The sequence below is a fragment of the Serratia sp. OS31 genome (assembly GCF_014164835.1).
In the GTDB taxonomy this organism is placed as follows: Bacteria; Pseudomonadota; Gammaproteobacteria; order Enterobacterales; family Enterobacteriaceae; genus Serratia; species Serratia liquefaciens_A.
Genome location: NZ_JACJFQ010000013.1, coordinates 123515 through 136986, shown reverse-complemented (window position 1 = coordinate 136986; position 13472 = coordinate 123515). Strand labels below are relative to the sequence as shown.

11 protein-coding genes are annotated in these 13472 nt (G+C 56.4%); 4 read left to right on the top strand and 7 right to left on the bottom strand.

The features are described 5' to 3' along the window. Positions 1 to 186 precede the first annotated feature (186 nt). Entirely contained in the window at positions 187 to 876 is a 690-nt protein-coding gene (locus H5P17_RS13300) for a FadR/GntR family transcriptional regulator (protein WP_044554270.1), read from the top strand. A gap of 68 nt (positions 877 to 944) precedes the next feature. After that, complete coding sequence (gene mdtD, locus H5P17_RS13295; RefSeq protein WP_182823402.1) at positions 945 to 2360, top strand: multidrug transporter subunit MdtD; 1416 nt, start codon at positions 945 to 947, stop codon at positions 2358 to 2360. On the opposite strand, the gene rbsR is transcribed toward mdtD, so the two are convergent. The 7 genes from rbsR to kup all read right to left on the bottom strand — a co-directional run bounded on the left by rbsR (position 2357) and on the right by kup (position 10211). After that, entirely contained in the window at positions 2357 to 3358 is a 1002-nt protein-coding gene (gene rbsR, locus H5P17_RS13290; RefSeq protein WP_044554272.1) for a ribose operon transcriptional repressor RbsR, read from the bottom strand. The genes mdtD and rbsR overlap by 4 nt on opposite strands. Before the next feature lie 5 nt (positions 3359 to 3363). Further along, positions 3364 to 4290 (bottom strand): ribokinase, encoded by a 927-nt coding sequence (gene rbsK, locus H5P17_RS13285; RefSeq protein ID WP_182823400.1) that lies wholly within the window; start codon positions 4288 to 4290, stop codon positions 3364 to 3366. Between the two features lie 61 nt (positions 4291 to 4351). Further along, on the bottom strand, positions 4352 to 5239 hold the full coding sequence (rbsB, locus tag H5P17_RS13280) for a ribose ABC transporter substrate-binding protein RbsB (protein WP_041415747.1): 888 nt from the start codon (positions 5237 to 5239) through the stop codon (positions 4352 to 4354). A 24-nt stretch (positions 5240 to 5263) separates the two neighbouring features. Further along, positions 5264 to 6229: a ribose ABC transporter permease gene (rbsC, locus tag H5P17_RS13275; protein ID WP_020837695.1), complete on the bottom strand. Its 966-nt coding sequence runs from the start codon at positions 6227 to 6229 to the stop codon at positions 5264 to 5266. A gap of 6 nt (positions 6230 to 6235) precedes the next feature. After that, positions 6236 to 7741 (bottom strand): ribose ABC transporter ATP-binding protein RbsA, encoded by a 1506-nt coding sequence (gene rbsA / locus H5P17_RS13270; protein WP_044554274.1) that lies wholly within the window; start codon positions 7739 to 7741, stop codon positions 6236 to 6238. Positions 7742 to 7748: 7 nt separating this feature from the next. Then, entirely contained in the window at positions 7749 to 8168 is a 420-nt protein-coding gene (gene rbsD / locus H5P17_RS13265; RefSeq protein ID WP_020837697.1) for a D-ribose pyranase, read from the bottom strand. 174 nt (positions 8169 to 8342) lie between these two features. Further along, a complete protein-coding gene (kup, locus tag H5P17_RS13260; RefSeq protein WP_182823398.1) occupies positions 8343 to 10211 on the bottom strand; it encodes a low affinity potassium transporter Kup in 1869 nt (622 codons plus the stop codon). Positions 10212 to 10494: 283 nt separating this feature from the next. Between kup and ravA the strand changes: the two genes are divergently transcribed. Then, positions 10495 to 12003 (top strand): ATPase RavA, encoded by a 1509-nt coding sequence (gene ravA, locus H5P17_RS13255; RefSeq protein WP_156033877.1) that lies wholly within the window; start codon positions 10495 to 10497, stop codon positions 12001 to 12003. Positions 12004 to 12005: 2 nt separating this feature from the next. After that, positions 12006 to 13469, top strand: coding sequence for an ATPase RavA stimulator ViaA (gene viaA / locus H5P17_RS13250; RefSeq protein WP_046374847.1), 1464 nt, complete (start codon positions 12006 to 12008; stop codon positions 13467 to 13469). The last annotated feature ends 3 nt before the right edge of the window (positions 13470 to 13472 follow it).

Below are 13472 nucleotides of genomic sequence, written 5' to 3'. Positions count from 1 at the left end.
AGGCGCATTATAGGGAGTTCTCAGAAGGCCGCAACCCCTAAATGCAAAAAACTTTTCAAGCGCGGTATTTTTCGACAAAACGCTGCACAAGCCAGCGTTTTCGTCACTTTTTCCGGAAATCAGCGACAAAAGCTGGCGATCCGTAGAGTAAAATAAGAGTAACAATGTCAGTAAGGACTCGCAGCCATGCAATTTAATGCTCAACAACAGGCCGCCCAACGCAATCTTTCTTATCTACTTGCAGAAAAGCTCGGCCAACAAATTCTGGCAGGCGATTATCAGGCCGGCAGTATCCTGCCCGGAGAGATGGAACTAGGGGAACAATTTGGCGTTAGCCGCACCGCGGTACGTGAAGCGGTGAAGATGCTGGCCGCCAAAGGCATGCTGCTCCCCCGTCCGCGCATCGGCACCCGGGTCATGCCGCAAAGCCAGTGGAACTTTCTCGATCAGGATTTGTTGACCTGGTGGATGACCAAAGAGAACTTCGATCAGGTGATGCAGCACTTTCTTATCCTGCGCACCTCGCTGGAGCCCCAGGCCTGTTCGCTGGCGGCGGTTAACGCCAGTAATCAGCAAACCACACGGCTGGCTGAACTAATGGCGGAGATGCGGGCACTGCATGTTCACTTCGACCGCGAGCACTGGATCCAGGTCGATACCCAGTTCCACCAGCTTATCTATGAGGCCAGCGGTAATCCGTTTCTAACCTCATTCGCCAACCTGTTCAGTTCGGTGTATCAAAGTTACTTCCGCGCCATCACCGGTAACGAAGTAATTAAGCTCCAGAACCATCAGGCCATTGTCGATGCGATACTCGCCGGCGACGGTGCAGGGGCACTAGCTGCCTGCCAGGTGTTGCTCAGAGAGAAAGACTAACTCATGCCCTACTTATATATATAGAAGAACAATGAAGGGACGAATACGACAGTTAACCGGGAATCAAAATGACTAAATCCGCGCGCAGTATGGCAGGGCTCCCCTGGATCGCCGCAATGGCGTTCTTTATGCAGGCGTTGGACGCCACTATCCTCAACACTGCGTTGCCTGCAATAGCGCAAAGTCTGGAGCGTTCGCCACTGGCGATGCAATCAGCCGTGATCAGCTATACCTTGACGGTTGCCATGCTGATCCCGGTCAGTGGCTGGCTGGCAGACCGTTTCGGTACCCGGCGGGTGTTTATCTTTGCGGTTTCGCTATTTACTCTCGGTTCGCTGCTGTGCGCGCTTTCCCCAACGCTAAGCGTGCTGGTAACCTCACGTGTCATTCAGGGCGTCGGGGGTGCGATGATGATGCCGGTGGCACGTTTGGCCCTGCTGCGCGCCTACCCGCGCAGCGAGCTGTTGCCGGTACTGAACTTCGTGACCATGCCAGGATTGGTTGGGCCGATCATGGGGCCGATGCTGGGGGGATGGCTGGTCACCTACGCCACCTGGCACTGGATTTTTCTGATCAACATCCCGATTGGCCTGCTCGGCATCTTTTATGCACGTAAATACATGCCAGACTTCACCACCCCCAAGCGTCGCTTCGATTTCCTCGGCTTTATGCTGTTTGGCCTGAGCCTGGTGCTGGTTTCTACCGGGCTTGAGCTGTTCGGGGAACAGGTGCTGGCCAGCTATATCTCACTGGGTATTCTGCTCAGCGGCGTGGTGATGCTGTTCGGCTATATCGCTCACGCCCGCAGACACCCTCAGCCGCTGATTGGTTTGGATTTATTCCAGACCCGAACCTTCTCGGTGGGCATTGCCGGCAATGTAGCCTCGCGTCTGGGCACCGGCTGCGTGCCGTTTCTGATGCCGCTGATGCTGCAGGTCGGTTTCGGTTATTCGGCGATTATTGCGGGCTGCATGATGGCACCGACGGCCGTCGGCTCACTGATGGCGAAATCCACCGTGACTCAAGTGCTGCGCTGGTTCGGCTATCGCAAAACGCTGGTTGGCATCACGTTGATTATCGGCGTGCTGATCGCCCAGTTTGCATTACAAAGCCCGGGAATGCCGCTATGGTTGATGATCCTGCCGCTGTTCGTGCTGGGGATGGCGATGTCTACGCAATTCACCGCCATGAATACCATCAGCCTGGCGGACTTAAACGATGCCAATGCCAGTTCCGGCAACAGCGTGCTGGCGGTCACTCAGCAGCTTTCCATCAGCTTCGGCGTGGCGATCAGCGCGGCGGTGCTGCGTTTCTATGAGTCTATGTCGCTCGGCACCATGGTCGATCACTTCCACTACACCTTTATTACCATGGGGATTGTCACCCTGGCGTCGGCGTTTGTGTTCATGCTGTTAAAAAGGAAGGATGGTCGCAACCTGATCAGCGGCCGTGACAGCAAGAAAGAAGCCAAGGCCAGCAGCTAGCGGCGACCGACCGAGGCACGTTCCACCAGCTCAGGGGTCAGTACCAGAACCTGAGCTTCACGCTCCGGGTTCTGCAGGCGATTGATCAGCGCATCGATCGCCAACTCGCCCAGCGAATCTTTCGGTTGATGGATAGTACTTAGCGGTGGCGCAAGGTATTTGGCCAGTTCGATATCATCGTAACCCATCACCGCCATGTCCTGCGGTACCGATAACCCAGCCTGATACAACGCCTGGTAAGCCCCCACCGCGACCGCGTCGTTGCCGGCGAACACCGCGTGGGGTGGCTCAGCCAAGGCCAACAGCTGTTTCATGGCGATGACACCGCCTTCAAATTCAAAATCGCAGTGCACCTCATACCCCGGCAGGATCGCCAGCCCAGCACGCTGCATGGCGCTGCGGTAGCCTTCCAGTCGATGGCGTGCAGTGGTTTTATCCTGTGGGCCAGCGATGCAGGCGATTTTGCGATACCCGCGAGCGATCAGATGATCGGTCGCCATCTCACCACCCAACAAAGAGTTGTCCTGGATGATGTCGTTAGCCCCTTCGAACGGCGCCCAGTCCATCATCACTATTGGTAGAGACGGATAGCGACTCAGCGCATCCTGCGATGGCCGATGGTTTTCGGTACACATTAACAGCAGGCCATCGACACGTTTTTGCAGCAGCGTTTCCATGTTGCGATTCATGCGCGCGGCATCTTCTTCGGTATTGCACAGGATCAAGCTGTAGCCGCGCTCATAGCAACTGCGCTCGACGCCGCGCACCACCTCGGCATAGAAGGGGTTGTTGCTGGAGGTAACCAGCATGCCGATGGTTCTGGTCTGATTCAGTTTGAGGCTGCGCGCCAGGGCGGAGGGCGCATAGTTCAGTTGTTCTACGGCCGCCATGATTTTGGCTCGCACGCTGTCGCTGACAAAGCGATTGTTATTAATGACGTGCGAAACCGTCGAGGTTGAAACGCCCGCCAGGCGGGCGACATCTTTCATGGTGGCCAAGGGGATTACTCCTGCTGCTGCAAGAAGGCGTCAATCTCTTCGCGCCAGGGCACAGAAGGTTGGGCGCCAGGACGGGTCACCGCAATTGCCGCCGCCGCATGAGCAAAACGCACCGCATCCGCCATGATTTTGCCTTCCAGCAACGCCGTGACCAGCGCCCCGTTGAAGGTATCACCGGCGGCGATGGTATCGACCGCTTTAACCTTGAAACCGGGCACCAGTTTGCCGTTGCCGTTCTCACTCAGCCACACGCCACGGCTACCAAGGGTGATGATCACCGTTGCGATACCTTTATCGTGCAACGCCTGAGCGGCACGCGCGGCATCATTATCGTCATTGACCGCAATACCGGTCAGGCGCTGAGCTTCGGTTTCGTTTGGCGTAATCATATCGACAGTCGCCAGTAGCTCGTCCGGTAGCTCGCGGGCCGGCGCCGGGTTGAGGATCACCTGAGTCTGGTGCTGTTTCGCCAGTTGGGCTGCGGCAATAACGGTATCCAACGGGGATTCGAGTTGCATCAGCAGCGCCTCGGCATCGATAATCTTTTGTTGATAACGGGCCAGATAGTCGGGGGTTACGGCAGCATTGGCACCGGCATCGATGCCGATTACGTTCTCGCCTTCCGCATTAACGAAAATCAGCGCAACGCCCGTGGTGCTGTCGGCAATGGCTTCTATCGGTTGAGTATCAATGCGATCGCTCGCCAGTTGCTGACGCACACGTTCGCCGATGTCATCAGCACCCACGCAGGCGATAAAAGCGATATCTGCACCGCTGCGCCCAGCCGCCACCGCCTGGTTTGCGCCTTTGCCGCCAAACGCCACTTTATACTGCTTCCCGATCACCGTTTCGCCCGGACGGGGAAACTGCTCGATATTAAGGATATGGTCGGCATTGATGCTGCCCAGAACCACCAGCTTACCTGTTGCCATCGCATTGATTCCTGAATTGCGCGCCATCATAAACGCCCCGTTTTGATGGCGCTGATATGACTTATTGGGTGACCAGTTTCAAATCCACCGGAATGGTAGCCGACACTTTCTCGCCTTTCAGCACTTTATCGGCCGTTTCTACGCCGATCACGCCGATCTGATCCGGACGCTGCGCGACGGTTGCCGCCAGCTTGCCACCTTCGACCGCTTTCACGCCGTCGGCGGTGCCGTCGAAGCCTACCACGACCACGTCGGTTTTACCGGCGGTTTGCAGCGCACGCAGGGCACCCAGCGCCATTTCATCGTTCTGGGCAAACACCGCCTGCACATCCGGGTGAGCGGTCAGCAGGTTCTGCATCACGTTCAGGCCTTTGGTACGATCGAAATCCGCCGGCTGGCTGGCCAACAGTTTGAATTTATTCTGATCCAGCGACTGTTTAAAGCCTTCGCCACGCTCACGGGCCGCGGAGGTACCGGCAATCCCTTCCAACTGGATCACTTTAGCGTCTGCACCCACTTTTTTGGCAATGAAATCGCCGGCCATTTTGCCGCCAACGCGGTTATCCGAAGCGATATGGCTGACCACTTCGCCCTTGCTTGCCACGCGGTCCAACGTGATGACCGGGATTTTGGCCTGATTGGCCATCTTGATGGCGTTGCCGACCGCATCGGAATCGGTTGGGTTAATCAGCAGCAGTTTAGGTGCCTGCACCATCAGATCCTGCACGTTAGCCAGCTCTTTCGCCGGGTTATTCTGCGAATCCAACACCACCAGGTTGTAACCCAGCTTGTTGGCTTCCTGCTGCGCCCCCTCTTTCATTGAGACAAAGAACGGGTTGTTCAGCGTGGAAACCACCAGCGCAATGGTGTCTTTCGCCAGCGCGTTAGCGCTCAGGGTGGCGCTCAGTGCGAAGGCTGAAGCCAAAATTGCCAGTTTTTTCATTTTCATCATCGTGATTCCTGTAGGGGGAGGTTATTTGTTGCTTTTGTTCTCTACCAGAACCGCCAGCAGTATCACCACTGCCTTCACGATCATTTGGTAGTAAGAAGAAACACCCAGTAAATTCAATCCGTTGTTCAGGAAGCCAAGGATCAGCGCCCCGATCAAGGTGCCAACGATGCGGCCCTTGCCACCGGCCAGGCTGGTACCGCCCAGCACGACGGCGGCAATGGCGTCCAACTCATAACCGGTCCCGGCGGTCGGCTGTGCGGAAGACAGGCGTGCCACTTCGATCACGCCCGCCAACGCCGCCAACAAACCGCAAAGCGAATAAACGATAATCTTCACTTTATCGACGCTGATGCCGGACAGGCGGGTCGCCGCCTCGTTGCCGCCCAGGGCATAAATATAGCGGCCCAGGCGGGTATGATGCAGCATGTACCAAGCGGCGATAAAGACGATCGCCATGATCCAGATGGGGGTTGGTACGCCCAGCGGGCGGCCGATGCCGAACCAGCCGAACGTATCGGCCACGTCGGTAAAGCCGGTGTTCACCGGGCTGCCGTTGGTGTACACCATGGTGACCCCGCGCAACAGCAGCATCATCACCAGCGTCGCGATAAATGCCTGCACCTTGCCCTTGGCAACGATCACCCCGGTACAGGCGCCGACCGCGGCCCCCAATGCCAGTGCCGCCGCCACGGCCACCACCGCGTTGACTTCAAAGCCCACGATCGATGCCGCTACCGCACCGGTCAACGCCAGTAGCGATCCCACCGACAAATCGATACCGGAAGTGAGGATCACCAGCGTCATCCCCACCGCCATAATGGCGTTAACCGAGGTTTGCTGCAGAATATTGAACAGGTTATTTAGGGTGAAGAAATTCGGGCTCATTGAAGAGACCACGGCGATCAGCACCAGCAGAGCAATCAGTGATTTTTGCTCTAACAGCCACTCTTTACTGAACCAGCGCTTTGCCACACTCTGGGAACTCATATCTGATTACTCCTGCTTTACGCCGTATTGCTTGCCAACGGCCGCAGCCATCAACGCTTCCTGGGTGGCCTGTTCAATAGGGAACTCGCCGCTGAGGTGTCCTTCGTGCATCACCAGAATGCGGTCGCTCATGCCCATCACCTCCGGCATTTCCGACGACACCAGAATGATGCTCAGACCTTCCTGCTTGAACTGGTTAATTAACTGATAGATCTCTTTTTTAGCGCCGACGTCGACACCGCGAGTCGGCTCATCGAGGATCAACACCTTTGGCCGCGTCATCAAACCGCGGGCGATTGCCACTTTTTGCTGATTGCCGCCGGAAAGCAGGCCTATCGGCTGCTCCATCGACGGCGTTTTGATATTGAACAAGCGGATAAAATCGCCCACGGCCTGCTGTTCTTCGGCCTGTTTCAGGCTGCCGCCGGCACGGCTGAAATAACGCAGTGCGGTCAACGACATGTTTTCCTTCACCGACATCCCCAACACCAGACCATCGCGCTTGCGGTCTTCGGAGATATACACAATGCCGTTCGCCAGGCCATCCTGTGGCGAATGAGTGACCACCTGACGCCCATCAAGGCTGACCGTACCGGCCTTGCGTGGTGCGGCCCCGTAGAGAATTTTCATCAGCTCGGTTCGCCCGGCGCCCATCAGCCCGGCGACGCCAAGAATTTCGCCACGGTACAGCGTAAAGCTGACGTCATGCACGCCCGGGCCGGAAACCTGGCTGACCTCCAGACGTTTTTCACCGCGCGGCTGATTGAGGCGCGGGTATTGTTCTTCCAGCTTGCGGCCGACCATCATTTCTATCAGTGAATCTTCCTGCAGCTCGCTGACCGGACGCTCGGCGATAAACTGCCCGTCACGAAACACCGTGACGTCATCGCAAACTTCAAAAATCTCTTTCAGCCGGTGGGAGATGTAAACAATCCCTCGCCCTTCGGCCTTCAATTCATTGATCACTTTAAATAAAGAGGCGGTCTCGGTATCGGTCAACGCATCCGTCGGCTCATCCATAATGATGACTTTCGATTCGAAGCTCAGCACCTTGGCGATTTCCACCATTTGCTGATCGCCGATCGACAGCTCCCCCACCAGCCGGTGGCTGCTGTAACTCAGGTTCAGTCGCGCGAGCAGTTTGTCTGCTTCGGCATACATGCGCTTCCAGTCGATGCGGCCGATACGGTTAACGAACTCACGCCCGAGGAAGATGTTCTCCGCAATCGTCAATTGCGGGATCAGGTTCAGTTCCTGATGGATGATGCCGATGCCCGCTTCCTGCGAATCCTTTGGGCCGTTAAACGCCACCTCTTTACCGAGAAAGTACTGACTGCCGGCGTCTTTGTTATAAATGCCGGTCAGCACCTTCATCATGGTGGATTTTCCGGCGCCGTTTTCCCCCACCAGCGCCATCACCTTGCCCGGGTACACGCTGAGCGCAGCGCCGGAAAGCGCCTTCACGCCGGGAAAGGCTTTATCGATCCCTTTCAGTTGCAGTAAAGGTTGCATAGATGCCTCAGAAAGTTACGCCAGCGCAAAGGATCACGTTCGCGTAGGGCGAACATTCCCCGCTGCGGATCACCGCACGGCAGTGTTCCGTTTGTGCTTTAAAAGCCTGGTGGCTGATATAGCTCAGGCTGATGCTCTTCCCCTGGCGTTGGCCAAGTTCGGTCAGCTGAGCCAATAACGCGCTATGAAGCTGCGGATTTTGCTTAACGATCTCTTCCGCCAGAATGGCGCTTTCGACCTGCATCTCCTGCGTCACTACCTCTAGTACCTGTAGAAAAGTCGGCACCCCCTGGGTCAGCGCCAAATCGATACGCTGTGTGGCCGCCGGAATAGGCAGCCCGGCATCGCCGATAGCTATCTGATCGGTATGACCGAGACGGGAAACCACGGCAGAGACATCAGCATTCAGCAACACGCCTTTTTTCATCTTGTTCTTCTCATTCCGCCAGCGAAACGTTTCGCTTGTGTCTGGAGTTTAAAAAAACGTCAGTAGAAGGCAACCGGGATAATGCAGAAGTGTGATCGTCATCGAAACGTTTCGCTCGTGTTACCGAGAACATAAACAGAAAGGGCCCAGCGGTTGCTGAGCCCTTGATGGGCGTTAAATCTCGACCTGGGTTCCCAGCTCGATCACCCTATTGGGCGGGATCTCAAACTGGTCCGGCGCACGTAGCGCATTGCGACTCAATGCTATAAACAGCTTGCCGCGCAGGAACAGGTACCACGGCCGTTTCGTCAGGATCAACGATTCGTGCGACATAAAGAATGAGGTTTCCGTCATCCGGCACGGCAGCCCTTCCAGCCCGCAGCGGTGGAACACTTCTTCAACGTTCGGCGTTTCGCGCCAGCCATAGCTGGCCACCACCCGCCAGAAGGTCGGTGACAGCTGTTCGATGGTGACTCGCCGCACGTTGTGAACGTAAGGTGCATCCTCAGTACGCAACGTCAACAACACCACTCGTTCGTGCAGCACCTTGTTGTGCTTTAGGTTATGCAGCAACGCAAAAGGGATCACGTTGATGGCGCGTGACATAAAGACGGCGGTGCCAGGCACCCGCACCGGCGGCGATTTTTCCAGCGAGGCGATCATCGCCTCCAGAGAATTGCCGTGCTCGTGCATGCGGCGCAGCAGGCGGAAACGTTCGCTCTTCCAGGTGGTCATGATGATGAACATCACCAGCGCCAACATCAGCGGCAGCCAACCGCCCGAGAACAGCTTCAGGGCGTTGGCGGAGAACATCGGGATGTCGATAATCAGCAGGACAACCAGAATGCCGACGGCGAAGAAGCGATTCCAGTGCCAGTTTTTAATCGCCACCGACGTCACCAGAATACTGGTCAGCACCATGGTGCCGGTCACGGCGATGCCGTAGGCCGCCGCCAGATTACTGGAGTGTTCGAAACCGACAATCACCAGCACCACCGCGATATACAGCGTCCAGTTGATCACCGGAATGTAGATTTGGCCGGATTCCATTTCAGAAGTGTGGATGATGCGCATCGGCGACAGATACCCCAGGCGCACCGCCTGGCGGGTCAGGGAGAACACGCCGGAGATCACCGCCTGTGAGGCGATAACCGTGGCCAGCGTCGCCAGAATTAATAACGGGATCAGCGCCCAGTCCGGTGCCAACAGGAAGAACGGGTTCTTGATCGCCTCCGGGTTTTTCAGCAGCAGAGCGCCCTGGCCAAAATAGTTCAGTACCAGCGAAGGCAACACCACGGTGAACCAGGCCAGGCGAATAGGGAATTTGCCGAAGTGGCCCATATCGGCGTACAACGCTTCAACGCCGGTAATCGACAGCACCACCGCACCCAGCGCAAAGAACGAAACCTTCTTATATTCAATAAAGAAGTTCAGCGCCCATTTCGGGTTCAACGCCTGCAACACTTCCGGGTTAGCCATAATGCTGCGCGCCCCCAGCACCGCCAGAACGATAAACCACAGCAGCATCACCGGTGCAAAGAGCTTACCGACGCTGCCGGTACCGTGTTTCTGGATGGCGAACAGCAGCGTCAGCACCAGAATCGACAGAGGAACGATATAGCCATCGAGCGACGGAGCGGCGATTTCCAACCCTTCTATCGCGGACATCACCGATATCGCCGGGGTGATCACCACCTCGCCATAGAAGAAGCTGCCGCCAATCAGGCCCAGTATCACCAATACTGCGGTAGTGCGCGCTGAAGTATGACGCCCGGCCAACGACATCAGCGTCAGGATCCCGCCTTCGCCGGCGTTATCTGCCCGCATGACATAGGTGAGGTATTTGAGGGAAACAATGATGATCAGCATCCAGAAAATCAGCGACAGGAAGCCGAAAACCACGTCTGGACGAACATCGAAGCCGTAATGGCCGGAGAAACACTCTCTGAGAGTATAGAGAGGGCTGGTGCCGATATCACCGTAAACCACCCCAATTGCCGCCAGGGTTACCGCCGATAAGGACTGTTTATGCTCTGTGCTCATAATTCGTTTCTTTATTAGAACATCCGTTAGCGATGCATCCGCATCAGCCAGAGATACGGGCTCTAAGATCCGTTACGCCCACTAAAAGGCGCACAGTATGCACGATTTATACTGCTTGCCTACTCTTATATCAGACCCAAAAAATAAACAAAATGTGAACCGGCCGCTCTTTTGATAATAGAAAAATTTTACTAATCAACAAGCTATACCATTAAAAATAATGGTGGTTTATCATCGGATTATCCACCAAGATTGGCTAACTCTCGGACAACACGACAATAATATGGCGCCATCATCACTTCTTGCAGAACGGATTTCCCGCCTCAGCAGCGCGCTGGAGAGCGGTCTTTATGAACGGCAGGACGCCATTCGCCTGTGTCTGCTGGCGGCGCTCAGCGGTGAAAGCGTGTTCCTGCTTGGTCCACCGGGCATTGCCAAAAGCCTGATTGCACGACGGTTAAAATTCGCCTTTCGCCATGCGCGCTCCTTTGAATACCTGATGACGCGCTTCTCGACGCCAGAAGAGGTGTTCGGCCCATTATCCATCCAGGCGTTAAAAGACGAAGGCCGCTATCAGCGCCTGACCGCCGGCTATCTGCCTGAAGCGGAAATCGTGTTTCTGGATGAAATCTGGAAAGCCGGCCCGGCAATCCTCAACACCCTGCTGACCGCGATCAACGAACGTCGCTTCCGCAACGGCAACGCGGAGGAGCCGATCCCCCTGCGGCTGTTGGTCACGGCCTCCAACGAATTGCCGGAAGCCGACAGCAGCCTGGAAGCGCTGTACGACCGCATGCTGATACGCCTGTGGCTGGACAAAGTGCAGGACAAACAGAACTTTCGCTCGTTGCTGGTCAGCCGCCAGAACGAGAATGAAAACCCGGTGCCTGAAGCCCTGAGCATCACCGACGAGGAGTATCATCAGTGGCAATCGCAGATCGACAAAATCAAGCTGCCTGAAAGCTGCTTCGAACTGATATTCCAACTGCGTCAGCGGCTGGATGCGCTGGATCATGCCCCTTACGTTTCCGATCGCCGATGGAAAAAGGCATTGCGTCTGTTGCAGGCCTGCGCCTTTTTCAGTGGTCGCGACGCCGTGGCCCCGATCGACCTGCTGCTGCTGAAAGACTGCCTGTGGCACGATCTCACCTCGCTGAAACTGCTGCAGCAGCAAGTAGAACAGTTGCTGAACGAGTCAGCCTACCAACAGCAAACGCTGCTGATCCAGCTGCAACAGATCCACACCCGCTGGCTGCAGCACCAACAACAGCAGAGCGACAGCCAGGCGATCACACTGGTGAAAAAAGGCGGCATGTTCAGCCGAAAGCCGCAGTTTGCCCTGGCTACGCCGCTCGGCACCGGCTCCCTGACGCTGTTGCTGCAAAAGCCGCTGCAGCTGCATGATATTCAGGTCAACCATCTGAGTATCGAAAACAGCGTGCTGGAAAACTGGCTGCAAAAAGGCGGCGACGTGCGCGCCAAACTGAACGGCATCGGCTTTGCCCAGCAGATCGATCTGGAAGTGGACGAAAAGCTACATCTGACGGTGCTGGACGTCAGCCGTCAGCCTTCGCTACTGGCCCTGCCAGGGATAAAGACCGGGGGAACGCCTCAGACGATGCTCGACGAAATGGACCAGTTGGCTCAGCGGCTGGCGGAGCAGCGCCGGTTGTTCAGTCAGCATCAGCCCTGCCTGTTTACCCCGGCCGCGAGGCTGGCAAAAATTGAGGCCAGCCTGTTGCAGGTGGCGGAACAAATCAAACAGCAGCACCAGCAGATGCGCGGTCAGTAAGCATGCTCAGCCTGGAAACGCTCGATCTGCTGCTGGCGATCACCGAAGGTGAACTGATCGAGGAGATGATCATCGGCATGCTGGCTGCTCCGCAGCTGTCGATTTTCTTCAAGAAGTTTCCGGCGATCCGCCGGGCACTGGATCGCGACCTGCCGCGCTGGAAGCTGCAGCTGAAACAGCGTCTGCATGAAGCCATGGTGCCGCCTGCGCTGGCGCAAGAATTTTACCGCTATCAACAGTGCCAGTTAGAGAACAATACCCAGTTCTTTCATAACCTCAATGACACTCTGGACCTGCTGCGCCAGCTGGTTTCTCCTTTCTATGAGCAGGCCCGTTCGCTGGTGGACGCCGCCGATCTGCCCAATCATCCACTGGACGACAGTTTCCAGACCCTGTTTCTGCAACGTTGGCGTATCAGCCTGACGCTGCAGGCCACCATGATGCATCACCAGTTGCTGGAACAGGAACGCGAACAGCTGATGGCGGAGCTGCAGGAGCGTCTGGCACTGAGTGGAGCGCTGGAACCGCTGCTGTCGGAAAACGATACCGCCGCCGGGCGGCTGTGGGACATGAGCAAAGGCCATCTTCAGCGCGGCGATTATCAGCGGCTGGTGGAATATGGCAATTTCCTGCAGCAACAGCCGGAGCTGAAAAAACTGGCTCAGCAGCTTGGGCGCAGCTATCAGGCCAAAGCGGTACAGCAACAGGATGCTTTACCGGAACCCTTTCGCGTCATGGTGCAGGTGCCCGCCACGCTGCCGGAAGAGGTCAGCGGCATTCATCAGAGCGACGATATTCTGCGCCTGCTGCCGCCTGAGTTGGTCACGCTGGGTATCGAAGAATTGGAATTTGAGTTTTACCGGCGCCTGCTGGAAAAACAGTTATTGAGCTACCGCCTGCAGGGCGACGTCTGGCAGGAACAGATAACGATCCGGCAGGTCACCCACCAGCAGCAGGATCAGCAGCCGCGTGGCCCGTTTATCGTCTGTGTCGATACTTCAGGCTCCATGGGCGGTTTCAATGAACAGTGCGCCAAGGCGTTTTGTCTTGCGCTGTTGCGCATTGCGCTGGCGGATAACCGCCGCTGTTACATCATGCTGTTCGCCAACCAGATAGTGCATTACGAGCTTACAGCCGCCAGCGGTATTGAACAGGCCGTGCGTTTTCTCGGCCAGCAGTTTCGCGGCGGCACCGATCTGGCAGCCTGCCTGAACGCGACGGTGAGTAAAATGGCGGAGAGCGGCTGGTTTGATGCCGATGCGGTGATCATTTCTGACTTTATTGCCCAGCGGTTGCCGGAAGAGGTCATAAAGAAGGTCAAACAGCAGCAGCAGAATCACCAGCAGCGCTTTCACGCGGTGGCGATGTCCAGCTATGGTAAACCCGGCATCATGCGCATCTTCGATCATATCTGGCGCTTTGATACCGGGTTGAAAAGCCGCTTGATGCGCCGCTGGCGGCGCTGATTG

Bases quoted from the DNA above. Each gene is read 5' to 3' on its own strand.
- rbsK (WP_182823400.1), bottom strand. From the start codon at position 4,290: ATGGCAACAGGTAAGCTGGTGGTTCTGGGCAGCATCAATGCCGACCAT.
- kup (WP_182823398.1), bottom strand. From the start codon at position 10,211: ATGAGCACAGAGCATAAACAGTCCTTATCGGCGGTAACCCTGGCGGCA.
- ravA (WP_156033877.1), top strand. From the start codon at position 10,495: ATGGCGCCATCATCACTTCTTGCAGAACGGATTTCCCGCCTCAGCAGC.
- viaA (WP_046374847.1), top strand. From the start codon at position 12,006: ATGCTCAGCCTGGAAACGCTCGATCTGCTGCTGGCGATCACCGAAGGT.
- rbsB (WP_041415747.1), bottom strand. From the start codon at position 5,239: ATGAAAATGAAAAAACTGGCAATTTTGGCTTCAGCCTTCGCACTGAGC.
- H5P17_RS13300 (WP_044554270.1), top strand. From the start codon at position 187: ATGCAATTTAATGCTCAACAACAGGCCGCCCAACGCAATCTTTCTTAT.
- rbsA (WP_044554274.1), bottom strand. From the start codon at position 7,741: ATGCAACCTTTACTGCAACTGAAAGGGATCGATAAAGCCTTTCCCGGC.
- rbsD (WP_020837697.1), bottom strand. From the start codon at position 8,168: ATGAAAAAAGGCGTGTTGCTGAATGCTGATGTCTCTGCCGTGGTTTCC.
- mdtD (WP_182823402.1), top strand. From the start codon at position 945: ATGACTAAATCCGCGCGCAGTATGGCAGGGCTCCCCTGGATCGCCGCA.
- rbsC (WP_020837695.1), bottom strand. From the start codon at position 6,229: ATGAGTTCCCAGAGTGTGGCAAAGCGCTGGTTCAGTAAAGAGTGGCTG.